The 19,171-nt window shown below is 56.0% G+C and carries 33 protein-coding genes; all 33 read right to left on the bottom strand.

Going from position 1 to position 19,171, the window contains the following annotated elements; translation table 11 throughout:
• Positions 1-133: 133 nt before the first annotated feature.
• Complete coding sequence (locus ACR0DB_RS14745) at positions 134-781, bottom strand: adenylate kinase (protein WP_480505983.1); 648 nt, start codon at positions 779-781, stop codon at positions 134-136.
• The gene (gene secY, locus ACR0DB_RS14740) at positions 778-2,142 is read right to left on the bottom strand and encodes a preprotein translocase subunit SecY (protein ID WP_170773630.1); all 1,365 of its coding nucleotides are present in this window, start codon (positions 2,140-2,142) and stop codon (positions 778-780) included. Before secY ends, ACR0DB_RS14745 begins: the two co-directional genes overlap by 4 nt.
• A 109-nt stretch (positions 2,143-2,251) precedes the next feature.
• On the bottom strand, positions 2,252-2,725 hold the full coding sequence (gene rplO, locus ACR0DB_RS14735) for a 50S ribosomal protein L15 (protein WP_480505985.1): 474 nt from the start codon (positions 2,723-2,725) through the stop codon (positions 2,252-2,254).
• A 201-nt stretch (positions 2,726-2,926) separates the two neighbouring features.
• The gene (locus ACR0DB_RS14730) at positions 2,927-3,142 is read right to left on the bottom strand and encodes a DUF1127 domain-containing protein (protein ID WP_170773626.1); all 216 of its coding nucleotides are present in this window, start codon (positions 3,140-3,142) and stop codon (positions 2,927-2,929) included.
• Between the two features lie 270 nt (positions 3,143-3,412).
• Entirely contained in the window at positions 3,413-3,973 is a 561-nt protein-coding gene (locus ACR0DB_RS14725; RefSeq protein WP_480551857.1) for a TetR/AcrR family transcriptional regulator, read from the bottom strand.
• Positions 3,970-4,491, bottom strand: a complete 522-nt coding sequence (locus ACR0DB_RS14720) for a dihydrofolate reductase family protein (protein WP_480551855.1) — start codon at positions 4,489-4,491, stop codon at positions 3,970-3,972. Before ACR0DB_RS14720 ends, ACR0DB_RS14725 begins: the two co-directional genes overlap by 4 nt.
• 233 nt (positions 4,492-4,724) lie before the next feature.
• Positions 4,725-4,913 carry a 50S ribosomal protein L30 gene (gene rpmD, locus ACR0DB_RS14715; RefSeq protein WP_074736195.1) on the bottom strand — a complete coding sequence of 63 codons (189 nt, stop codon included), beginning with the start codon at positions 4,911-4,913 and terminating at the stop codon, positions 4,725-4,727.
• 13 nt (positions 4,914-4,926) lie between these two features.
• Entirely contained in the window at positions 4,927-5,490 is a 564-nt protein-coding gene (rpsE, locus tag ACR0DB_RS14710) for a 30S ribosomal protein S5 (RefSeq protein ID WP_170356677.1), read from the bottom strand.
• 116 nt (positions 5,491-5,606) lie between these two features.
• A complete protein-coding gene (gene rplR / locus ACR0DB_RS14705; RefSeq protein ID WP_170356678.1) occupies positions 5,607-5,966 on the bottom strand; it encodes a 50S ribosomal protein L18 in 360 nt (119 codons plus the stop codon).
• A gap of 11 nt (positions 5,967-5,977) precedes the next feature.
• Positions 5,978-6,511 carry a 50S ribosomal protein L6 gene (gene rplF / locus ACR0DB_RS14700; protein WP_170456135.1) on the bottom strand — a complete coding sequence of 178 codons (534 nt, stop codon included), beginning with the start codon at positions 6,509-6,511 and terminating at the stop codon, positions 5,978-5,980.
• A gap of 11 nt (positions 6,512-6,522) precedes the next feature.
• Positions 6,523-6,915 carry a 30S ribosomal protein S8 gene (gene rpsH, locus ACR0DB_RS14695; protein WP_068340741.1) on the bottom strand — a complete coding sequence of 131 codons (393 nt, stop codon included), beginning with the start codon at positions 6,913-6,915 and terminating at the stop codon, positions 6,523-6,525.
• A 13-nt stretch (positions 6,916-6,928) separates the two neighbouring features.
• Positions 6,929-7,234, bottom strand: coding sequence for a 30S ribosomal protein S14 (gene rpsN / locus ACR0DB_RS14690; RefSeq protein ID WP_068340744.1), 306 nt, complete (start codon positions 7,232-7,234; stop codon positions 6,929-6,931).
• Positions 7,235-7,253: 19 nt separating this feature from the next.
• Positions 7,254-7,814 carry a 50S ribosomal protein L5 gene (gene rplE / locus ACR0DB_RS14685; RefSeq protein ID WP_170755578.1) on the bottom strand — a complete coding sequence of 187 codons (561 nt, stop codon included), beginning with the start codon at positions 7,812-7,814 and terminating at the stop codon, positions 7,254-7,256.
• On the bottom strand, positions 7,807-8,118 hold the full coding sequence (gene rplX / locus ACR0DB_RS14680) for a 50S ribosomal protein L24 (protein WP_209194631.1): 312 nt from the start codon (positions 8,116-8,118) through the stop codon (positions 7,807-7,809). Before rplX ends, rplE begins: the two co-directional genes overlap by 8 nt.
• A gap of 2 nt (positions 8,119-8,120) precedes the next feature.
• Entirely contained in the window at positions 8,121-8,489 is a 369-nt protein-coding gene (gene rplN / locus ACR0DB_RS14675) for a 50S ribosomal protein L14 (RefSeq protein WP_008757934.1), read from the bottom strand.
• Positions 8,490-8,565: 76 nt separating this feature from the next.
• Positions 8,566-8,796 (bottom strand): 30S ribosomal protein S17, encoded by a 231-nt coding sequence (gene rpsQ / locus ACR0DB_RS14670; protein ID WP_152459158.1) that lies wholly within the window; start codon positions 8,794-8,796, stop codon positions 8,566-8,568.
• A gap of 4 nt (positions 8,797-8,800) precedes the next feature.
• Positions 8,801-9,007 carry a 50S ribosomal protein L29 gene (gene rpmC, locus ACR0DB_RS14665; RefSeq protein WP_010437082.1) on the bottom strand — a complete coding sequence of 69 codons (207 nt, stop codon included), beginning with the start codon at positions 9,005-9,007 and terminating at the stop codon, positions 8,801-8,803.
• Between the two features lie 182 nt (positions 9,008-9,189).
• Positions 9,190-10,056, bottom strand: coding sequence for a glycosyltransferase family 92 protein (locus tag ACR0DB_RS14660; protein ID WP_480551853.1), 867 nt, complete (start codon positions 10,054-10,056; stop codon positions 9,190-9,192).
• Positions 10,057-10,115: 59 nt separating this feature from the next.
• Entirely contained in the window at positions 10,116-10,736 is a 621-nt protein-coding gene (locus ACR0DB_RS14655) for a 2OG-Fe(II) oxygenase family protein (protein ID WP_170773620.1), read from the bottom strand.
• A gap of 40 nt (positions 10,737-10,776) precedes the next feature.
• Positions 10,777-11,325: an amino acid synthesis family protein gene (locus ACR0DB_RS14650; RefSeq protein ID WP_480551851.1), complete on the bottom strand. Its 549-nt coding sequence runs from the start codon at positions 11,323-11,325 to the stop codon at positions 10,777-10,779.
• A 153-nt stretch (positions 11,326-11,478) separates the two neighbouring features.
• The gene (gene rplP, locus ACR0DB_RS14645) at positions 11,479-11,892 is read right to left on the bottom strand and encodes a 50S ribosomal protein L16 (protein ID WP_058283513.1); all 414 of its coding nucleotides are present in this window, start codon (positions 11,890-11,892) and stop codon (positions 11,479-11,481) included.
• 12 nt (positions 11,893-11,904) lie between these two features.
• Complete coding sequence (gene rpsC / locus ACR0DB_RS14640; protein WP_008758042.1) at positions 11,905-12,615, bottom strand: 30S ribosomal protein S3; 711 nt, start codon at positions 12,613-12,615, stop codon at positions 11,905-11,907.
• Entirely contained in the window at positions 12,615-12,995 is a 381-nt protein-coding gene (gene rplV / locus ACR0DB_RS14635) for a 50S ribosomal protein L22 (protein WP_039538267.1), read from the bottom strand. The genes rpsC and rplV overlap by 1 nt, the downstream gene beginning before the upstream one ends.
• A 3-nt stretch (positions 12,996-12,998) precedes the next feature.
• Complete coding sequence (rpsS, locus tag ACR0DB_RS14630) at positions 12,999-13,277, bottom strand: 30S ribosomal protein S19 (RefSeq protein WP_005980699.1); 279 nt, start codon at positions 13,275-13,277, stop codon at positions 12,999-13,001.
• 3 nt (positions 13,278-13,280) lie between these two features.
• A complete protein-coding gene (gene rplB, locus ACR0DB_RS14625; protein ID WP_008757664.1) occupies positions 13,281-14,123 on the bottom strand; it encodes a 50S ribosomal protein L2 in 843 nt (280 codons plus the stop codon).
• A 308-nt stretch (positions 14,124-14,431) separates the two neighbouring features.
• Positions 14,432-15,466 (bottom strand): fatty acid desaturase, encoded by a 1,035-nt coding sequence (locus ACR0DB_RS14620; RefSeq protein WP_480551849.1) that lies wholly within the window; start codon positions 15,464-15,466, stop codon positions 14,432-14,434.
• Positions 15,467-15,709: 243 nt separating this feature from the next.
• Complete coding sequence (locus ACR0DB_RS14615) at positions 15,710-16,342, bottom strand: hypothetical protein (RefSeq protein WP_480551847.1); 633 nt, start codon at positions 16,340-16,342, stop codon at positions 15,710-15,712.
• Positions 16,339-16,635 carry a 50S ribosomal protein L23 gene (locus tag ACR0DB_RS14610; RefSeq protein WP_008757532.1) on the bottom strand — a complete coding sequence of 99 codons (297 nt, stop codon included), beginning with the start codon at positions 16,633-16,635 and terminating at the stop codon, positions 16,339-16,341. Before ACR0DB_RS14610 ends, ACR0DB_RS14615 begins: the two co-directional genes overlap by 4 nt.
• Positions 16,632-17,249: a 50S ribosomal protein L4 gene (gene rplD, locus ACR0DB_RS14605; protein WP_068340788.1), complete on the bottom strand. Its 618-nt coding sequence runs from the start codon at positions 17,247-17,249 to the stop codon at positions 16,632-16,634. Before rplD ends, ACR0DB_RS14610 begins: the two co-directional genes overlap by 4 nt.
• A complete protein-coding gene (gene rplC, locus ACR0DB_RS14600) occupies positions 17,246-17,971 on the bottom strand; it encodes a 50S ribosomal protein L3 (protein ID WP_039538255.1) in 726 nt (241 codons plus the stop codon). Before rplC ends, rplD begins: the two co-directional genes overlap by 4 nt.
• A gap of 18 nt (positions 17,972-17,989) precedes the next feature.
• Positions 17,990-18,304: a 30S ribosomal protein S10 gene (rpsJ, locus tag ACR0DB_RS14595; protein ID WP_008756422.1), complete on the bottom strand. Its 315-nt coding sequence runs from the start codon at positions 18,302-18,304 to the stop codon at positions 17,990-17,992.
• 379 nt (positions 18,305-18,683) lie between these two features.
• Positions 18,684-18,863 carry a hypothetical protein gene (locus tag ACR0DB_RS14590; RefSeq protein ID WP_480551845.1) on the bottom strand — a complete coding sequence of 60 codons (180 nt, stop codon included), beginning with the start codon at positions 18,861-18,863 and terminating at the stop codon, positions 18,684-18,686.
• A gap of 101 nt (positions 18,864-18,964) precedes the next feature.
• Positions 18,965-19,171: hypothetical protein (locus tag ACR0DB_RS14585; RefSeq protein ID WP_480551843.1), on the bottom strand; the 207-nt coding region annotated here is incomplete at its 5' end.

Genomic DNA, 19,171 nt, shown 5'->3' with positions numbered 1-19,171 from the left:
GCGGGCCCAGCATTATTCGAGGTGGTCGGGGCGGTTGGGACGAATCCCTCACGCAGTCTTGATTCCCTTTAGGGATGGGGGTCGATATGGGCTTTTGGCAGTGCCGTCAAGCCCATATTCAAATGTGGATCGATCAGGCGTCCAACACACCAGCTATCGCGCCCTGAACCTCGTCAATCTCCCCGAGACCATCAACCCAGGACAGGTTGCCCTTGGCGTGATAATAGCCGATCAGCATTGAGGTCTTTTTGTAGTACTCCATCAGACGGGTCTTGAGGCTTTCCTCATTGTCGTCCGCACGGCGTTTGAAGTCACCTTCTTTGCCGCAGTTCGAGCATTTGCCGTCCGCCGGGATCGGTTTAGTGATGTCGTTGTAGACTTCACCGCAACCGCCGCAGGTTGACCGAGCCGTGATACGCGCGACCAGAGCGTCGTCGTTCACTTCCATCGCGATAACCGCGTCCAAGGTCTCGCCGGTGCTGTCCAGCAGCTCACCCAACGCATCGGCTTGGGCCAGAGTGCGCGGGAAACCGTCAAAGATGAACCCGCCTTCAGCGCCTTGTTCCAACTTTTCGCGGATCAGGCCGATCACGATCTCATCCGTCACAAGCTGGCCCTTAGCCATCACCTCGGCTACGCGGTTGCCCATTTCAGTGCCGCTGTCTTTGGCTTCACGCAGCATGTCGCCAGTGCTCAGCTGGACCATGCCACGGGTTTCAACCAAGTGACGGGCTTGCGTTCCTTTGCCTGCCCCCGGGGGGCCGAGAAGAATGATGTTCATCGACGAGCGGGTCCCTTCCTGCCACGTTTCTTACCTTTGCCGCGCAGTTGGGACTTTTCGATCAGCCCTTCGTATTGGTGCGCCAGCAGGTGGCTCTGGACCTGTTGGATCGTGTCCATGGTCACAGAGACAATAATCAGAACCGAGGTGCCGCCGAAATAGAACGGGATGGCAAACTGGCCCCGAAGAATTTCAGGCAACAGACAGACCGCCGCCAGATAGGCCGAACCCAGAACAAGTACGCGGTTGACCACGTATTCTAGATACTCGGCGGTTTTCTTGCCCGGACGGATGCCCGGCACAAAACCGTTCTGCTTTTTCAGGTTGTCCGCCACATCGTCCGGTTTGAACGACACGTTGAACGTGTAGAAATAGGCAAAGAAAACGATCATCGAAGCGAAGAACAGCAGATACAGCGGCTGGCCGGGACCAAAGTTGGCCAGAAGCCAAGACATGACCGGCCCGTTGGTCGCCCCCGAAGAGAAGGTCGAGATCGTCACCGGCAGCAGCAGCAGCGAGCTGGCAAAGATCGCCGGGATCACGCCCGCTGGGTTCACTTTGACCGGCAGGTGGCTCGAGCCGCCCTCATAGATCTTCATACCGGCCTGACGACGCGGGTATTGAATATGGATCTTGCGCAAAGCGCGTTCCATGAAGACCACGAATGTAATCACGGCAATCACCATCACGATCACACCGATGATCACAGCAGGGCTGATCGCGCCCGAGCGGCCCGAAGCGAAGAACTGTGCCAAGGCGGCCGGAACTTCGGCAATGATGCCCACGAAGATGATCAGAGAGATACCGTTGCCGATGCCGCGTGCGGTGATCTGCTCACCCAGCCACATCAGGAACATTGTACCACCAACCAGCGTGATCATGGTCGACAAGCGGAAGAACAGGCCCGGATCGGTCGCCAGATCGCCCGATTCCAGCGACACCGCCAGACCGTAAGCCTGAACGGTGGCCAAGGCCACGGTGCCGAAGCGGGTATATTGGTTGATCTTCTTGCGCCCCTGCTCGCCCTCTTTCTTGAGCTGTTCGAGCGCGGGAACCATGGATGTCAGCAGCTGCACGATGATCGAGGCTGAAATGTAGGGCATGATGCCAAGGGCAAAAATCCCCATCCGCCCCAGCGCCCCGCCAGTAAACATCGAAACCATACCGCCGATGCCCTGCCCCGCTTGCTCCATGAACTCGCGCAGTGCTTGGCCGTCGATGCCCGGAACCGGAATAAAGGTGCCCAGACGATAGACGATCAGCAATGCAAGCGTGAACAGGATGCGGTTGCGCAGATCGGTGGCTTTGCCCAAAGCAGCCCAGCTTGTGTTGGCTGCCATTTGTTCTGCTGCTGATACCATAAATCGGTCTCTCTTATGCAAACACCGCCCGGAACCGTTTTCCGGCTCGGGCGGCGTCTTGGAAAACTCTGAGGTCTATGTAAGCGGGTCTTGGCCCGCTCACAAGCGCTTACTCTGCCGCAGCGGCTTTTGTTACCGTCAGTGAACCGCCCGCTTTCTCAACTGCCTCAACGGCAGATTTCGAAGCACCGGTTACTTCCAGGTTCACTTTGGTGCTGATTTCGCCTTTGGCCAGAACGCGGATACCGTCTAGCTTGCGACGCACCAGACCGGATGCAACCAGCGCATCCTCGGTGATTGCTGCTTTGGCGTCCAGCTTGCCGGCGTCGACGAATTTCTGGATCAGACCCAGGTTGATAACGGCGAATTCCTTGCGGTTCGGCTTATTGAAGCCACGCTTGGGCAGGCGCTGGTACAGCGGCATCTGGCCGCCTTCGTAGCCGTTGATGGCCACACCCGAACGGGATTTCTGGCCTTTGATACCACGGCCACCCATTTTACCTTTGCCGGAACCCGGACCACGGCCAACGCGGGTGCGTTTCGGGGCGGCGCCAGCATTGTCGCGCAATTCGTGCAGTTTCATATCGCTTCTCCTTAGCCGGATGTGACCCCCGAAGCGTGATGGGCCAAACACGGCATTTCTTGGTTTTGATTCTCGTGGACACAAATCCACCGGAGCGCTCTACAGCTTTGCCCCGCAGGATGCAAGGTTTGTTGTATCACACCCCCAAAAACCAAAAGAGGCGCCGATTTGGCGCCCCTTCATCAGTGAGTGGTGGTAGTTTTACGAGCAGTAAGTGTGCTCACGCGCGATGTCTTTGATATCGCAGCGACGCACACCGATGTCGTTCAGTTCCCGATCAGACAGGCTTTGCAGCTCTGCATAGGTGCGATTGTACTCGGTGCGCAGGGCAAAACCCTCTTTGATGCGCGCAACGAGCGCTGTGATGCGGGCGGTCAGGCCAAAGCCTTCGCGAGTAAATGTTGCTGTATGTGCCATGGTTCGTTTCCTTTCTAAGCCCGAGGCGAATTCCCCGAGTGACTGTTTGCGTTCCTGTTTGGGACAGGGCTCAGATAAGGAGGGTGGGTATCGCTAACAACGGATGTTTCGGTCTATCCGGTATGCGTTGAGGGAATGGCGATACAGGAGTTTGTGCCCGTTGCGCTGAATCGGACGAGTGTCCACATTGCGGGACAAAGCGCACTTTCGCTGCACAAAAACCAATGGATGCTTTCGGTCATTCCATTGACCAATTGTATTGCTCATCTTTCATTCGTCGTGGAGACGGTCCAGAATCCAGTCCAGCCCCTGCTGAAAATCTTCGGTCCTTAAAGGGTTTCCCTCTCCAGCAGACGCGGACAAGGCAAAGCCGTGGGTGTAATCAATTAAGAGATGAAGCAACACGTCTCCTTCATCCCCATTATCCAGTTTCTGGGTGTTGATCCTGAGCTCATCAGTGATCCGTACAAGTTCGCCTTTCACCAGTGAAATGTCTTCCAGAACTGCCCGAAGCAAACTCGGATAGGTCAGAGCTCGCGAGCAATATTCTGTGAGCACGCTTCTGATGCGCTCTCTTGGTGTTGCCGCACAGGAAACATCCAGCGTGCCCTTATAAGCGTGTTCAACCAAGGCGAGGAGCAATTCATGCTTGCTGCCTGTGTGATATTTTACGGCCATGGGCGTTACATCCAGCAGATCAGCCAAGACCCGAAACGTCATAGCCTCTGTTCCATTGCTCTTTATGAACTGGAGCGCTGTGGTCAGGACCAACTGCTGAGAGAGGGTCTGCTCCGCCTTTTTGGGACGTCCCGCCGCTGAACTTGTTGTCATGCGGCTTTGACTTCGTAGTTCAATTCTACGGAGCCGGATGCATGGGCTTTGGACGACACAAGCTCTAAATCGATGTCTCGACCGTTATCGCCAAATATCCGTATTCCGTCTCCGATCAGTATGGGGATCAAACCAATTTTCATGGTATGAACAAATCCTGCTTTCAAAAACGAGCGGATGATTGCTCCGCCATCAACATACACTCGCTTAAGGCCGCGCTTCTCGAAATCCTCCCAAAGCGCTTCCGGTGTCAGTGTCGAGAACTCGATATTGTCATGCAGATTTTGAGGGATGTCTTCTTCCGTCATGGTTCGACTCAAAACCACAACCGGTTTCTCGTAAGGCCATTCGTCAAAACCTAGCACTGTTTTGAGTGAGCCGCTTCCCATGACTAAAACATCGATGCTGTCCATAAATTCCTGAAAGCCATGATCTTCGGCATTGGTTGACTGCTTGAATAACCAGTCAAGTGAATGGTCCGGTCTGGCGACGAATCCGTCGAGAGTCATCGCCATCATGATGTGTCCTGTGGGCATCGCGCTTTCATCCAGAAAATAATTATACATTGTATAAAATGTAGGCAAACTATTGGGAATGTAAAGCTTGTAGTGCGACGAGTGGGGAAAAGCAGACATTGGTAAAATGGGCAGGATCGGTCGAAAGGGGCTCAAAGCGGACGAACTAACTTTGAAGCACGAAAAAAGCCCCCGATAACAACGGGGGCTTTTTCAATTCTTAACAGATGCAGCGCTTAGCCGCGTTCTTCGATGATCTCCACCAGATGCGGGATCTTGTTGACCATGCCGCGGACCGAAGGCGTATCCTCCAGTTCACGGGTGCGGTGCATCTTGTTCAGGCCCAGACCGATCAGGGTTGCGCGCTGTTCGGCGGGGCGGCGGATCGGGGAACCGATCTGCTTGACGACGATGGTTTTTGCCATGGTACGCTACTCCTTACGCTTCGGCTTCAGCCGGTGCTTCGTCCCGCTTGGGCAGGATGTCAGCAACTTTTTTGCCACGACGTGCGGCAACCGAACGCGGGCTCTGCTCTTTCTGCAGGCCGTTGATGGTGGCGCGGATCATGTTGTACGGGTTCTGCGAGCCCAGCGACTTGGACACAACATCCTTAACGCCCAGCATTTCGAACACGGCACGCATCGGACCACCGGCGATGATACCAGTACCTTCAGGTGCGGTGCGCATAACCACTTTACCAGCGCCGTGACGGCCCTCGATGTCGTGGTGCAGAGTACGACCTTCGCGCAGTTGCACGCGGATCATCTGACGCTTGGCTTGCTCAGTCGCCTTGCGGATGGCCTCAGGTACTTCTTTCGCTTTACCTTTGCCAAAGCCGACGCGGCCTTTCTGATCGCCGACAACCACCAGAGCGGCGAAGCCAAAGCGCTTACCACCTTTTACGGTTTTCGACACGCGGTTGATTGCGACCAGACGATCTGCAAATTCCGGTGCTTCTTCACGGTCGCGGCCACGGCCCCGACGGTTTTCACGTTCTGCCATTTGGCATCCCTTTTCTCATGTGGCGCATCCGGCGCCGTTTTCTTCAATCCAAGTGAGCCCCGACTAACGTCAGGGCCCCCGGATCATCGGGGCAGCCGCCAAGCTGCCCGCAGGTCTTAGATCTTCAGACCACCTTCACGCGCGGCGTCGGCAACTGCCTTCACCTTGCCGTGGAACAGGAAGCCACCACGATCGAAATAGGCCTCTTCGACGCCCGCCTTCTTGGCACGCTCGGCGATGGCCGCGCCCACTTTGGTGGCCGCTTCGACATTGTTCTTGCCAACAACACCCAGATCTTTTTCCAGGGTCGAGGCTGCGGCCAGGGTCACGCCACGAACGTCGTCGATCAGCTGAACGCTGATGTTCTTGTTCGAACGGTGAACCGACAGGCGTACGCGGCCGGCGTTGACTTTGCGAAGTTTGTTCCGAACGCGCAGGCGGCGCTTCAGAAACAGGGTTCTTTTGCTGTTTGCCATTGTCTGCGTCCTTACTTCTTCTTGCCTTCCTTGCGGAAGATGAACTCGCCCTTGTAGCGGATGCCCTTGCCTTTGTACGGCTCGGGACGGCGCCATTCGCGGATTTTGGCCGCGACTTCGCCCACCTGCTGCTGGTCGATACCTTCCACAACGATTTCGGTCTGCTTCGGCGCGGTGATGGTGACACCTTCCGGAGCAGTGAAATCAACATCGTGGCTGTAACCCAGGTTCAGCTTCAGGGTGTTGCCCTGCATCTGAGCCCGGTAACCAACACCCTGGATCTCCAACTCTTTTTTGAAGCCAGTCGTCACACCAGTTACCAGGTTGGCAACCATGGTGCGGCTCATGCCCCACTGCTGGCGGGCACGCTTGGACATGCCACGGGGGTCGATCTTGACCACGTTGTCTTCAACCGACAGTGTAACGTCGTCGGTGGCGGTGAAGCTGCGGGTGCCTTTCGGACCTTTCACTTCGATGGTCTGGCCAGACACAGAGGCGGTAACGCCGCTGGGCAGCTCGACCGGTTTTTTACCAATACGAGACATTGCAGACCTCCTTAGAAGACGGTGCAGAGCACTTCGCCGCCAACATTGTTGGAGCGAGCGTTTGCGTCCGACATCACACCTTTCGGAGTGCTGACAATCGACACGCCCAGACCCTGACGGACCTGCGGGATGTCATTGACGCCCATGTAGACGCGACGACCGGGTTTCGAAACCCGCTTCAGTTCGCGAATAACAGGGGTGCCTTCGTAGTATTTCAGGCTGATTTCGATGGCCGGATGACCGTTTTCACCGGTCGTCTTTTCATAACCACGGATGTAGCCTTCGTCCGCCAGCACGTCCAGAACCCAGCCACGCAGCTTGGAAGCCGGGGTGGAAACGGTGGACTTGCCGCGCATTTGCGCGTTGCGGATACGGGTGAGCATATCGCCGATAGGATCATTCATATTTATGTCTCCCTTACCAGCTCGATTTCACCATGCCGGGGATCTGACCAGCAGAACCCAGCTCGCGCAGCGCGATACGGCTGACCTTCAGCTTACGGTAGTAAGCGTGGGGACGACCGGTCAGCTGACAACGGTTGTGCAGACGGGTAGCCGAGCTGTTGCGCGGCAGTTTCGCCAGTTTCAGACGCGCTTTGAAACGCTCTTCCATCGGGCGGCTCTCGTCATTCGCGATTTCTTTCAGCTCGGCACGCTTTGCGGCATATTTGGCCACCAGGCGTTCGCGCTTCTTTTCGCGTTCGATCATTGCTTTTTTAGCCATGTCTCAATCCTCGCGGCGCTTAAGCGTTGAAGGGCATGTTGAAAGCTTTCAACAGGCTCTTTGCTTCAGCGTCGGTTTTCGCTGTGGTGGCAATTACGATATCCAGGCCCCAGACCTCGTCGACCTTGTCGAAGTCGATTTCCGGGAACACGATGTGCTCTTTCATGCCCATGGCAAAGTTGCCCTGACCATCGAAAGACGGCTTAACACCGCGGAAGTCACGAACGCGCGGCAGCGCGATGGTGATCAGGCGATCTAGGAATTCGTACATCCGGTCACCGCGCAGGGTCACTTTCGCGCCCAGCGGCATGTCTTCACGGACGCGGAAACCCGCGATCGACTTCTTCGCCTTGGTTGCAACGGCCTTTTGACCAGCAATCGCAGTCAGATCTTCGACAGCAGCTTTCGCTTTCTTCGAGTCTTTGACCGCCTCAGCACCACAACCGATGTTCAGAACGATTTTCTCCAGCTTGGGCAGCTGCATGTCGTTCTTGTAGCCGAACTCTTCTTTCAGAGCGGCCCGGATGGTTTCAACGTACTGAGCTTTCAGACGCGGGGTGTAGGTTGCGGAATCAAGCATCGATCACGTCCCCTGTGGTCTTGGCGAAGCGCACCTTCTTGTCACCTTCCATGCGGAAGCCAACGCGGGTTGCTTTGCCGTTTGCATCCAGAAGCGCCAGGTTCGACAATTCGATCGGGTTTGCCTGAGGCAGACGACCACCTTGCGAAGTTTGCGACTGACGGGTGTGACGGATGGCAATGTTGATGCCTTCGACAACAGCTTTACCGGCTTTCGGGTCAACCGAGGAAATGGTTCCCTCTTTGCCCTTGTCCTTGCCGGCCAGCACGACGACCTTGTCGCCTTTGCGGAGTTTAGCAGCCATGATTACAGCACCTCCGGAGCCAGCGAGATGATTTTCATGAAGTTCTTGCCACGCAGTTCGCGAACAACGGGGCCAAAGATACGGGTACCGACTGGCTCGTTGTTGTTGTTCAGGATGACGGCGGCGTTGCGATCAAAACGGATCGCGGTGCCGTCTTCGCGACGGACTTCCTTGGCAGTGCGTACGACGACGGCCTTACGGACGTCACCTTTCTTTACGCGGCCGCGCGGGATGGCTTCCTTCACCGAGACGACAATGATGTCGCCAACGGAGGCGTATTTACGCTTGGAACCACCCAGGACCTTGATGCACTGAACTCGGCGTGCGCCGGAGTTGTCAGCGACATCCAGATTGGTCTGCATCTGGATCATGTGGTTTCTCCCGACCTGTGGGGGCTGGTCTGATTAGATCCCCCAGGGTTTCGACAAATGGGAAAATCCTAGGGGCTTACGCCTCCAGAACTTCCCAACGTTTCGTCTTCGATTTCGGCGCGCATTCGATGATGCGGACTGTGTCACCGACCTTGAAGGCGTTCTTTTCGTCATGAGCCCGGTATTTCTTGGACTTACGAACGGTTTTGTGCAGCAGCGGGTGCTTGAAACGACGCTCAACCGAAACGGTTACGGTTTGCTCGTTGGCGTCGCTGGTTACCACGCCGGACAGGATACGCTTGGGCATAGGATTACTCCTCCGATGCCGCAGCAGCGGCCTTTTCGTTCAGAATGGTCTTGACGCGGGCAGCGTTGCGGCGGGCCGCTTTGATACCAGCAGTGTTTTCCAGCTGACCGGTTGCCTGTTGAAAGCGCAGGTTAAAGCTTTCTTTCTTCAGGTTGGCCAGTTCCTCGCGGAGCTGGTCCGGGGTCTTGTCACGCAGTTCTTGGGCGTTCATCGCCTTTTTCCTTTGCTCAAAACACCAGAAGGCCCCGTACACGGGTCACCTTTGACCTGGTGGATGAATGATAGACATACGAATCGCCCGACAACGCCGGGAGATCGCAAGATGCCGCCGTATAAGGGTTTGAGGGTTGGGAGGCAAGAGGAAGTTTGAAAGACTCCAATCTTCCAGCCCTTTTACGATTCGAGCGATCGGAGTCTATCTGCAAGTTGCGTGTCCAACTCCGTGCACAGTTTATCAAAGTCGATGAGATGTTGGAGTTTTCGACTGTGATCTTGGTGGAATTTATCAGCGTCTCCCCGAGTCAACTTAACGTTTTTCCAGTAATGTAGGCTTTGAAACTGATAATGGTTAATCTGGAAGGTCTCGTTGTCAGAGATCGTACGGCATGAATCCGCGCCACGTACATAGTGTACCCCGATATCCCCTAGTTTTTTCGGGATTGACGTCCTCACAAGGTACTTTCGCCATTTGTGTGGGCTCAAACCGGGTTTTCGTTTGACCAGATTTTTTCTCAAGCTGTTGGGATGCTCTTTGTGACCTGAAGTACCAAAGACCGTCCAGTTCGCATAAACAACGTCCACATCGTCAAATTGCTCTAACGCATCAACCAGCTTGGCCCCATCTTTGCAGAACCAAAACTCATCAACGTCAGCAACCAACATCCACTCAAACGACTGCGGAACCTGAAATTTTTGGAATGCCTTCCAATAATGAGCCACTTGCTTGTGTTTTTGGGGGAGACTGACAACTTCTACGAAACCAGAACTTAGGAAGCTCGAAATTACTTCCATCGAGTTGTCTGTACTTCCGTTATCGATAAGAAATACTTTGTCGGCACCCTGCTGTGCGTAGTGCTCGACCCACTCGGCCAAATTCAAGGCCTCGTTTTTTGCTGTTCCAAGTACGCAAAGGCGGTTCTTGTTGGAGTTCTGAGTTTTAGCCTTGGCAAGCTCATTCCTACGAACCTTTCTCCTATGATTCCAGAACCTGGCCCAAAGATACAGATTGTTGAGTTTGTGAAGTTTTGTGCTCGAACTCATCTTGATCACGTACAATCTGGATGTTTATTGAAAAATGCTCGCGCCTGAGATAAGTGTCATCACTCCCACTTGTAGTTAAAGCTGACACTGATCCGCTCATCCTCGGCCATGTTCATCGGCACCTCGTGGCGCAGCCAGCTTTCCCACAGCAGCACGTCCCCCACCTGCGGCTTCATATAGATGAACGGCTGCAAATCCCTCCGCCCGCCTTTAACGCGCGTCGGCGCAGCCATCATGCGACCCGAGCGGGGATCCTCCAGCTTCAACGCACTCGCCCCCTCGGGCATCGCCACATAGGTCGTGCCCGAGATTACGCTGTGCGGGTGCAGGTGGCTGGAATGCATTCCGCCCTCGGGCAGGATGTTGATCCACAGGTCTTCCAGCTTCAACGCGCCCTCACCCAGATCGAACTCCAAATCCTTGGCAAAAGCGGCGACGTGCTGATCCAAGGCAGCGACCAGATCGGCGAAAATCGGGAACCGCCACGGCAGGTCGGTCAGCGAAGCATAACTGGTATAGCCGGGATAGCCGTTCTCTTCGCACCATTCCTGCCCCGCCTCATCATCCTCGGCGATAACAAGGCAAGAGCTTTCCAATTCCTGAGCGTCGATCTTGGGATCGAACTCGGAAAGAGACGCGCGGTAGAGACGGGTTACGAAGAGTGATTCAATCTGTGCCATGGGCCGGGCATACCGCAGTGTTTTCTACAAGGCCAGTCGATTAGCTTTTGACGGGTCCTTTGCCACAGCGGGGAATTGGGCGGCCGCAATCAGCATAGGCGAGGCACAGTACGATCTCATCCGGTTTCGGCGCGTCTGGAATGTTCAGCGTCATAGTGTCGAAATGGTCGAACGACCACGGGTTATCTTTGTGCCCCAGTGGCAGATCAATCGCGCAACCCGGCGCGCCTAATTTGGCATTCGAGGGGATAACCGCCTCGCCTCCGCCCGCCGCCGCGCGCATGGGAGCACCGAGTTTGGGGTGGATCACCGCCCCGCCCTGTTCAAGATCGCCGTTCACGCCGATGATCGCTGCCTTACCGTAGGATACCGGCGCACCGTCCAGTTGGGATATCGCTTCGGATGCGAGGTCCGGGCCAAGAAGCGCACCAATCTCAAACAACTCTGAAAGGTCGTCCGAGAACCGCCCAGCCAGAGGGTTCGCGAACACCGCCAGCGCAGCAACCCGGCTGATCGGATCGCAGGGCTGGCCCAACTGATCGGTTGTTATGATTTCCTTGACGAACATTTTTTTGCGCAACTGAACCATAGGGCCCTCCCATTTCTACCTGCTAGCCTAGGGGCGCAGTGGGAAGAGATCGACGGTTTTTGCGACCCTTAACTTCACAAGCGCAACAGAAAACCCCCGTCGGTTTCCCGACGGGGGTCAATCTTGTCACGAACGGGGTTGCCCCCGGATCGCTTACCAGTCTTCGCGAACCACGACGCGGGTCTTGATCGGCAGCTTCATCGCGGCCAGGCGCAGGGCCTCGCGGGCGATGTCGTCATTGACGCCGTCGATCTCGAACATCACGCGGCCAGGCTTGACTTTGCATGCCCAGCGGTCGACCGAACCTTTACCTTTACCCATACGAACTTCGATCGGCTTAGCCGTGACCGGAGTGTCGGGGAAGATGCGGATCCAAACACGACCCTGACGCTTCATGTGACGCGTCATGGCACGACGTGCAGCTTCGATCTGACGTGCAGTTACACGCTCAGGCTCAAGAGCTTTCAGGCCGTAGGTGCCAAAGTTCAGATCAGAGCCGCCCTTGGCGAGACCCTTGATCCGGCCTTTGTGCATCTTGCGGAATTTAGTACGCTTTGGTTGAAGCATATCTTTCCCTCCTTAGCGACGACCGCCACCAGCACCACGAGGTGCAGGGCCGTCCTGGAGTTCCTGTGCTTTACGGTCACGTGCCTGCGGATCGTGCTCCATGATCTCACCTTTGAAGATCCAGACCTTGATCCCGATGATCCCGTAGGGGGTCATCGCTTCGGCATGTGCGTAATCGATGTCGGCACGCAGAGTGTGCAGAGGCACGCGGCCTTCGCGGTACCACTCGGTCCGTGCGATTTCGGCGCCGCCCAGACGACCCGCGACGTTCACCCGGATACCCAGGGCGCCCATGCGCATGGCGTTCTGAACCGAGCGCTTCATGGCGCGACGGAACGAAACACGGCGTTCCAGCTGCTGAGCGATGGACTCGGCAACCAGCTGCGCGTCAAGCTCGGGCTTGCGCACTTCGACGATGTTCAGGTGCAGTTCGCTGTCGGTCATGCGAGCAAGCTTTTTGCGCAGAACTTCGATGTCTGCACCTTTCTTGCCGATGATGACACCGGGACGTGCAGTGTGGATCGTAACGCGGCACTTCTTGTGCGGACGTTCGATGATCACACGGGCAACACCGGCCTGCTTGCACTCTTTGTTGATGAACTCACGGATCTTGAGGTCTTCCAGCAGAAGATCACCGTAGTCCTTGGTGTCGGCGTACCAGCGGCTGTCCCAGGTGCGGTTGACCTGCAGGCGCATGCCGATCGGATTTACTTTATGACCCATTAGGCTTGCTCCTCAACTTGACGCACCTTGATGGTGATCTCCGAGAACGGCTTCATGATCTTGCCGAAACGGCCACGGGCACGCGGACGACCGCGCTTCATGACCAGGTTCTTGCCAACCCAGGCTTCGGCAACGATCAGCTCGTCAACGTCCAGGTTGTGGTTGTTCTCGGCGTTGGCGATTGCGGACTGCAGGCACTTCTTGACGTCCTGCGCGACACGCTTGTTGCTGAAAGTCAGATCGGTCAGAGCCTTCTCAACTTTCTTGCCGCGGATCATTTGCGCAACCAGGTTCAGTTTCTGCGGGCTGGTGCGAAGCATGCGGGTTTTCGCCATTGCTTCGTTTTCAGCCACGCGGCGGGGGTTCTTTTCCTTGCCCATGACTTACTTCCGCTTCGCTTTTTTGTCTGCGGCGTGGCCATAATAGGTACGGGTCGGCGAGTATTCACCGAACTTCTGACCGATCATGTCTTCCGAGACGTTGACGGGAATATGCTTCTGGCCGTTGTACACACCAAAGGTCAGACCCACGAACTGGGGCAGAATGGTGGAACGACGCGACCAGATTTTGATGACTTCGTTGCGGCCCGACTCGCGCGCTGCTTCGGCTTTTTTCAGCACGTAAGCATCGACGAAAGGACCCTTCCAAACAGAGCGAGACATGGATTAACGTCCCTTCTTCTTGGCGTGCCGCGAGCGGATGATCAGCTTCTGGGACGCTTTGTTCTTGTTGCGGGTACGCTTACCCTTGGTGTCCTTACCCCACGGTGTAACCGGCGTACGGCCACCCGAGGTACGACCTTCACCACCACCGTGCGGGTGATCGATCGGGTTCATTGCAACACCACGAACCGACGGGCGAACGCCCTTGTGGCGCATACGACCGGCTTTACCGAGGTTCTGGTTCGAGTTGTCGGGGTTGGACACGGCACCAACGGTGGCCATGCATTCCTGACGGACCATGCGCAGCTCGCCCGAGCTCAGACGGATCTGAGCGTAGCCGCCATCGCGACCAACGAACTGAGCGTAAGTACCAGCCGCACGTGCGATCTGACCGCCTTTGCCAGGCTTCATCTCGATGTTGTGGACGATGGTACCAATGGGCATGCCCGAGAACGGCATTGCGTTGCCCGGCTTGATGTCGGCCTTGGCGGATGCCACGACTTTGTCACCAACAGCCAGACGCTGCGGAGCCAGGATATACGCCTGCTCGCCGTCTTCGTATTTTACCAGTGCGATGAATGCGGTCCGGTTCGGGTCATATTCGATCCGCTCGACGGTTGCCGCGACATCAAATTTGTTCCGTTTGAAGTCAACGATCCGGTAGAGACGCTTTGCGCCACCGCCGCGGCGGCGTGAAGTGATCCGTCCGGTGTTGTTCCGGCCGCCCGATTTGGTCAAACCCTCTGTGAGAGACTTGACCGGACGTCCTTTCCAAAGCTCCGAACGGTCGATCAGCACCAGCCCGCGCTGGCCCGGCGTCGTCGGCTTGTACGACTTGAGTGCCATGCTTTCTGTCTTCCGTTTAGCAAGTGCAGGGTGTTTCCCCGCTATGTGATAGGCCCCCGTAGGTGCCAAGGGTATAGGGCCCCGAAGGTCCCCGGTTACAAATATCAGAGGCCCCGGAACGAATCCGAGGCCGTAAGATTGGGAGCGTTTAGCAGTGTTGGGGGTGGGTGTCTATAGTATGCTGCCAAAGATTCTGATGGAGACCGAAGAAAACGCTACCGAAACATTTGCCCTGGGTTTCATTTCCTAAAGTCGCTCGGTCAGTTTGCTTTGCGCAAACAGTCCTAGAACCTAAGTCGTCAGCCACTTCACTGATACAGTATGCGCGCCTCAGCGAAGGACAACAGGCGGCGATGCTTCTCGTCCCAAAGGTGCAACCGCGCGTTTGCAAGGCTCTCACGGATGGTCATCTGGTTGCTGTTTGCCAATTCGTCGTGATCTCGCAGCACCTCGGTAAGGCGGTAGAAAGGAATACGACTGTACAGATGGTGCACGTGGTGGATACCAATATTGGCGCTGAACCACTGCAACACGGGCGGCAGGACATAATGCGAGCTACCGCGCAGAGCGGCCTCGTGCAATTGCCAATCCTCGTCCGCATCCCAATGCGTTTCTTCGAATTGGTGCTGCACATAAAACAACCACACTCCGGCAGTTGCCGCAATCAGGGTTGAGGGCAAAAAGATCAGCAGGACCGGCATTAGGCCGCCAAAGTAGTAGACAGCCAGAAGCGCGGCCAGAATAGCGACATTGGTGCCCATCGCACTGACCCAGAACCGAGCGCTATCAGTCAACCCCAACGGCAAGCGGTTTTGGAACAAGAACAGATAGCTGGGGCCAAGAATAAAAAGTGTGACGGGATTTCGGTAAACACGATACCAGAACCGGTTAATGGGGGTCTTGGATTGATACTCCGCCACTGTCAGCGTGTGGATATCGCCCATTCCCCGTTTGTCCAAGTTACCCGAGCTGTTGTGATGGTAAGAATGCGTGCGGCGCCAGACATCATAGGGTGTCAGGGTCAGCACCCCTATCGCCCGTCCAACCCAGTCGCTGACTGTCCGGTTCTTGAAGAACGCCCCGTGCCCGCAATCATGCTGGATCGCAAACAGGCGCAGCAGGAAGGCGGCATTCAAGACCGCAATCGCAAACGCCAACCAATAACTGACGGAAAGCGCCATCCAGGACAGCGCCCACAGCACAAAGAATGGAATAATGCTGACACTCAGTTCAAAGGAACTGCGCCATTGATTTGGCTCACGGTATTTGGCAAGCGTCGACACCCAATCCCGCGCAGCGGTTGTAGTGGGGTTTGCCCGGGTTGAGAGAGAGGTTTCGGTCATACGCCTGCCATGTCTTTTTTGCTTGTTTGAAGCCGGATAGACTACCCGCCCGACATAGCAAGTGAATTGTTCAAAATTAGAGAATTTCACGCTCAAATTTCGGTGTCGCTGCTTAAGAACGACCTTCACGTGTGCCGGCCTCGTTCCTCGCCCCAAAGATGATCCTATAAGGGGCCGCTGGACAAGTCGATGAGCGTTATCCACTTCCAGCTTTGACGTGTTTCTGAGGGGTCAGGAAAACCCTCAACCTAGCGAGCGTCTTCTACAGAGCGGCTCGGACTCCACCGCAATCCGCTGCTTGAGCTTGATATGGCCCAGCACCTCGCGAAAGGCGCGGTGTTTGGGTTTTCCTTCCAGATAATCCGCCAGTTTCAGCAGATTGATTGGGTGCTTCGCAATCAGCGCCTCGATCCGCTGTACAGCGTCGTCCAGCGCGTAATAATCCACGTACTGACAGGCCACCTGCGTGGGCGTCAGCAGGCAGTAATCCTGCGGGCGTTTCTCGGTATAGCGTGCGATGTCGAAGGGCGAAGCGCCGAGGGCGTGGAACTTGGGGATGTGCACGCGCATATCAGCCTCGGCATGCTCCAATACCGTGCCGGAGGTCTGGCGGAATCCTAGCGGACCAAGCTTGCCGACCACATGCTTGCGCATCGCCGGAGAGATCATGTCCACATCCGCCCGGTCATATTTCAGGTCATCGAACACCGACAGCAACCCCAGCTTTTCATCGGCGATCTGAAAATAGGGTTCAGCACTGAACGCCCGCATTTGATTCAGCACCTGCTCACGTACGGTCTCAGGGTCCGAAACGAAATCGGCCCCGGCGGGTTGAACCGCCGAGGCCGTAAATAGTCGCAGTAAGCGTCGGATCAAAGACCGGTGCTCACGTCGATGGTGTTGCCCTCTTCCAGGGTCACATATGCTTTTTTGACGTCTTTCCGACGGCCCAGCTGGCCGCGGAACCGCTTGACCTTGCCTTTGGTCACGGTGGTGTTCACCGCTTTGACCTTCACACCAAACAGCGCCTCAACGGCCTCTTTGATCTGCGGCTTGTTGCTGTCGATCGCGACTTCAAAGACAACCGCGCCATTTTCGGACGCCATGGTCGACTTTTCAGTGATGATCGGCTTGCGGATCACGTCGTAGTGTTCTGCCTTCGCGCTCATTTCAGACGAGCCTCCAGTGCTTCGACAGCCGCTTTGGTGAGCACCAGAGTGTCACGCTTGAGGATGTCATAGACGTTTGCGCCCATCGACGGCAGGATATCCAGACCTTCGATGTTCTTGGACGCTTTCAGGAACCCTTCGTTCACGGTCGCGCCGTCGATGACCAGAGCGCGTTTCCAGCCCAGGTTTGCAACCTGTTTGGCCAGAGCGGCGGTCTTGCCTTCGGCTTCGGCGTTTTCGATCACAACCAGTTCACCTGCTTTGGCTTTGGCCGACAGAGCGTGGCGCAGGCCAAGCTTACGGAACTTCTTGGGCAGGTCGTGGCCGTGCGAACGCGGGGTCGGGCCCTTGTAGATACCACCCTTGCGGAAGATCGGCGCGTTACGGTCACCATGGCGTGCGCCACCGGTACCCTTCTGGCGATAGATCTTCTTGGTCGAGTAGCTGGTTTCCGAGCGGGTCTTGACCTTGTGGGTACCGGCCTGCGCGTTGTTGCGCTGCCAACGGACCACACGGTGCAGGATGTCCGCGCGCGGCTCGAGACCGAACAGATCGGCGTTCAGCTCGATGTCGCCGGCTTTGCCGCCGTCCAGTTTGATTACATCAAGTTTCATGCTTCACCACCTTCCGCGGGTGCTTCTTCCGCAGGTGCTTCAGTTGCGGCACCTTTTACGGCTGCCGGGAAAGGCAGACCTTCGGGTGCTTTCTTCTTGACGGCGTCCTTGACGGTGACCCAGCCCGATTTCGGTCCGGGAACGGCGCCTTTGATGAAGACCAGGTTCCGGTCGGCGTCGGTTTTGACGACCTCCAGGTTCTGGGTGGTAACACGGGCAGCACCCATGTGACCGGCCATCTTCTTACCTTTGAAAACCTTGCCCGGATCCTGACACTGACCGGTCGAACCGTGCGAACGGTGGCTGATCGAAACACCGTGCGACGCGCGCAGACCACCAAAGTTCCAACGCTTCATCGCACCGGCAAAGCCTTTACCGATCGAGGTACCCGAAACGTCAACTTTCTGACCTTCCAGGAAGTGTTCTGCCGAAATCTCGGCGCCCACATCGATCAGGCCATCTTCGGAGACGCGGAACTCGGCCAGCTTACGCTTGGGCTCGACCTTTGCAGCGGCATAGTGGCCGCGCATGGCTTTCGAGGTGCGTTTTGCCTTGGCAGCACCGGCGCCCAGCTGAACGGCGGTGTAGCCGTCTTTGTCAGCGGTACGCTGTGCAACGACTTGCAGGTTGTCCAGGTGAAGAACGGTCACAGGGATCTGCTTGCCGTCTTCCATGAACAGGCGGGTCATGCCAACTTTTTTTGCGATAATACCAGAGCGCATATTCTATACCCTCCGATCTTACGACTGCAGCTTGATCTCGACGTCCACACCAGCAGCGAGGTCGAGCTTCATCAGCGCGTCAACGGTCTGGGGGGTCGGATCAACGATGTCGAGTAGACGCTTGTGCGTGCGGATCTCGAACTGGTCGCGGGATTTCTTGTCAACGTGAGGGCCACGGAGAACCGTGAACTTCTCAATCTTGTTCGGCAGCGGGATCGGGCCGCGCACGTTCGCGCCGGTCCGCTTGGCAGTGTTGACGATCTCTTGCGTGCTGGCATCCAGAACGCGATAGTCAAATGCCTTCAGCCGAATACGGATGTTTTGGCTTTGCATAGATACAGCCTTTTATCAGGCGTTGAGGTTGAGAGGAGGACAGACGCGCATCGCCAACCCTCTTCGAACCCAAAAGGCGGGAATCACCCCGCCTTGACGTTCTTATCGAGAACTCGCGCGTATTAGTTGGGTTGGTGGGGTTTGGCAAGGGGTTTGTTGGCCTTGTTGGACCTAAAAGGGCGACACGAGCCGGCGCTAAAACCAGTCTTTAGATTGAATTTCGCAACGATAGTGCGCAGCAGGACTACGAATGAGCTAAACAGCCCGCGCGCGGCAATCATTGAGCCTAAGAAAACCAAAATGACACTTGATAGATTTCACCCCACGCAACGACTAGCACGAAGCTTGACGGTAGTTATTTTAGCCGCGCGTTTACGCGTCAGGCTCTGTTAGGCAACTCCGCAAGCGTGACTTTGAACCGCTTACGCTCGCGGCAAAAGTCGCTGTTATCACGTTCGATTTCCTGATCGTCGCCTCCAAGTATGGCGGCGCGCATGTCCTCCAAATCCTTGCTGTGAAGGATTTGCGTTCCATAGTTCAAGAATTCAAAACCAACCATGATTTCCTCCTGCTTACTGCAGCGGTTCGCTAGATACGCGCCCCACTTTTTGTTTCATTTCACATGTGGGTTTCCTGTCTTTCCGTGAGGTGGACGTAGGATTAAGAAGCCTCAATCCGTTTCAGTTCTTGGGCGACGGCGGGCATTCTAAGCGTTTGCTCCCTTCCTAAGCGTTTTCTCCCTTCGAACACATTCAGATTCACCTCGGAAATGCCTGGCACAACGAAAAAGGCCGCCCCCTGTGGAACGGCCTTCTTTAATTCAACATTTAGGACCGAGATTATTCGACGAATAATCTCAGCACCTTC

The organism is Ruegeria sp. AB6 (assembly GCF_056542685.1).
This window is presented reverse-complemented; position numbering and strand designations above follow the sequence as displayed.

Coding starts and splice junctions, on each gene's coding strand:
- ACR0DB_RS14745 (WP_480505983.1), bottom strand. CDS start 781: ATGAACATCATTCTTCTCGGCCCCCCGGGGGCAGGCAAAGGAACGCAA.
- secY (WP_170773630.1), bottom strand. CDS start 2,142: ATGGTATCAGCAGCAGAACAAATGGCAGCCAACACAAGCTGGGCTGCT.
- rplO (WP_480505985.1), bottom strand. CDS start 2,725: ATGAAACTGCACGAATTGCGCGACAATGCTGGCGCCGCCCCGAAACGC.
- ACR0DB_RS14730 (WP_170773626.1), bottom strand. CDS start 3,142: ATGGCACATACAGCAACATTTACTCGCGAAGGCTTTGGCCTGACCGCC.
- ACR0DB_RS14725 (WP_480551857.1), bottom strand. CDS start 3,973: ATGACAACAAGTTCAGCGGCGGGACGTCCCAAAAAGGCGGAGCAGACC.
- ACR0DB_RS14720 (WP_480551855.1), bottom strand. CDS start 4,491: ATGATGGCGATGACTCTCGACGGATTCGTCGCCAGACCGGACCATTCA.
- rpmD (WP_074736195.1), bottom strand. CDS start 4,913: ATGGCAAAAACCATCGTCGTCAAGCAGATCGGTTCCCCGATCCGCCGC.
- rpsE (WP_170356677.1), bottom strand. CDS start 5,490: ATGGCAGAACGTGAAAACCGTCGGGGCCGTGGCCGCGACCGTGAAGAA.
- rplR (WP_170356678.1), bottom strand. CDS start 5,966: ATGGCAAACAGCAAAAGAACCCTGTTTCTGAAGCGCCGCCTGCGCGTT.
- rplF (WP_170456135.1), bottom strand. CDS start 6,511: ATGTCTCGTATTGGTAAAAAACCGGTCGAGCTGCCCAGCGGCGTTACC.
- rpsH (WP_068340741.1), bottom strand. CDS start 6,915: ATGAATGATCCTATCGGCGATATGCTCACCCGTATCCGCAACGCGCAA.
- rpsN (WP_068340744.1), bottom strand. CDS start 7,234: ATGGCTAAAAAAGCAATGATCGAACGCGAAAAGAAGCGCGAACGCCTG.
- rplE (WP_170755578.1), bottom strand. CDS start 7,814: ATGCTTGATTCCGCAACCTACACCCCGCGTCTGAAAGCTCAGTACGTT.
- rplX (WP_209194631.1), bottom strand. CDS start 8,118: ATGGCTGCTAAACTCCGCAAAGGCGACAAGGTCGTCGTGCTGGCCGGC.
- rplN (WP_008757934.1), bottom strand. CDS start 8,489: ATGATCCAGATGCAGACCAATCTGGATGTCGCTGACAACTCCGGCGCA.
- rpsQ (WP_152459158.1), bottom strand. CDS start 8,796: ATGCCCAAGCGTATCCTGTCCGGCGTGGTAACCAGCGACGCCAACGAG.
- rpmC (WP_010437082.1), bottom strand. CDS start 9,007: ATGAACGCCCAAGAACTGCGTGACAAGACCCCGGACCAGCTCCGCGAG.
- ACR0DB_RS14660 (WP_480551853.1), bottom strand. CDS start 10,056: ATGAGTTCGAGCACAAAACTTCACAAACTCAACAATCTGTATCTTTGG.
- ACR0DB_RS14655 (WP_170773620.1), bottom strand. CDS start 10,736: ATGGCACAGATTGAATCACTCTTCGTAACCCGTCTCTACCGCGCGTCT.
- ACR0DB_RS14650 (WP_480551851.1), bottom strand. CDS start 11,325: ATGGTTCAGTTGCGCAAAAAAATGTTCGTCAAGGAAATCATAACAACC.
- rplP (WP_058283513.1), bottom strand. CDS start 11,892: ATGCTTCAACCAAAGCGTACTAAATTCCGCAAGATGCACAAAGGCCGG.
- rpsC (WP_008758042.1), bottom strand. CDS start 12,615: ATGGGTCATAAAGTAAATCCGATCGGCATGCGCCTGCAGGTCAACCGC.
- rplV (WP_039538267.1), bottom strand. CDS start 12,995: ATGGGCAAGGAAAAGAACCCCCGCCGCGTGGCTGAAAACGAAGCAATG.
- rpsS (WP_005980699.1), bottom strand. CDS start 13,277: ATGTCTCGCTCTGTTTGGAAGGGTCCTTTCGTCGATGCTTACGTGCTG.
- rplB (WP_008757664.1), bottom strand. CDS start 14,123: ATGGCACTCAAGTCGTACAAGCCGACGACGCCGGGCCAGCGCGGGCTG.
- ACR0DB_RS14620 (WP_480551849.1), bottom strand. CDS start 15,466: ATGACCGAAACCTCTCTCTCAACCCGGGCAAACCCCACTACAACCGCT.
- ACR0DB_RS14610 (WP_008757532.1), bottom strand. CDS start 16,635: ATGAGCGCGAAGGCAGAACACTACGACGTGATCCGCAAGCCGATCATC.
- rplD (WP_068340788.1), bottom strand. CDS start 17,249: ATGAAACTTGATGTAATCAAACTGGACGGCGGCAAAGCCGGCGACATC.
- rplC (WP_039538255.1), bottom strand. CDS start 17,971: ATGCGCTCTGGTATTATCGCAAAAAAAGTTGGCATGACCCGCCTGTTC.
- rpsJ (WP_008756422.1), bottom strand. CDS start 18,304: ATGCAAAGCCAAAACATCCGTATTCGGCTGAAGGCATTTGACTATCGC.
- ACR0DB_RS14590 (WP_480551845.1), bottom strand. CDS start 18,863: ATGGTTGGTTTTGAATTCTTGAACTATGGAACGCAAATCCTTCACAGC.